The 793-nt window shown below is 58.6% G+C and carries 2 protein-coding genes; both read right to left on the reverse strand.

What is annotated here, in order from left to right:
* Positions 1-237, reverse strand: a 237-nt coding sequence (locus QN345_RS19550; protein WP_323509179.1) for a hypothetical protein, incomplete at its 3' end; no start/stop codon positions are given.
* An 8-nt stretch (positions 238-245) separates the two neighbouring features.
* Entirely contained in the window at positions 246-566 is a 321-nt protein-coding gene (locus QN345_RS19555; RefSeq protein WP_322136672.1) for a hypothetical protein, read from the reverse strand.
* Between the last annotated feature and the right edge of the window lie 227 nt (positions 567-793).

The following is a 793-nucleotide window of genomic DNA, read 5'->3' on the forward strand; positions in this document are numbered from 1 at the left end:
CTTCGCGGGGACGACGAGTCCCACGCCCGGTGCGCTGAAGTAGAACTGGCCCACTCCAGCAGCCGTGGAGTCCAGGTCGATGCGCAGGTATGCGCCGCTGGCTTGGTCACGGAAGCCGACGCTGGGATCGCTGAAATTCACGGCCACTTCCGCGTGACCGGGAAGGTTAGCGACGACCAGTGCTGCCAGGCCGATGGCGGCGAGGCCGGCCAAGCCGAAACGAGTGCGTTTTCTCATGATGGTCCTCACGGTTTGCAGTTGTAGGGGGTGCCGTTGGCACGGCCGTTGAGGAGAAGCACCAACTCGTCATCCGCACTGATCGAAGCATTGGTCTGGCAATCATTGACAAGGGTCTGGCCCAAGGCAAATCTGACGTCCAGGTGCTGCTCCGGGGCATCGAACACGGCCTGACCCAAGGCGATGGATTCACTGGGCGGAAACAAGGGATCCCAGAAGTAGCGGTGCAGTTGAACGAATTCCCAGTTCTGTGCGCCGCGAGGTCCACTCAGAAATTTCTGACCGCCCTCAGCTGACGTATCGGTTGGTTCGTCTGCGCCGCGGAGCACGACATCGTCGCCCAGTGAGGTGTTGTCGCCGTAATTGAGTCGAGTTCGAATTATTTGTCGAGAAGCGTTCCTGATAACTGCTGCGTAGCTGAGCCGATAGAAAGTGCCAGGAAAAATTCGGAGCGCAATGTTTGCGAGAGGACAGCACTGTGAACCGTCCCGGTTTTCATGCCGCCGTTTTGTTGGCGGCTTCGATATCTATCGGGCCGTTTGTTTCAGCGTAGTAG

The sequence above is a fragment of the Cryobacterium sp. 10I1 genome, from assembly GCF_035019805.1.
GTDB classification, from domain to species: Bacteria; Actinomycetota; Actinomycetes; order Actinomycetales; family Microbacteriaceae; genus Cryobacterium; species Cryobacterium glucosi.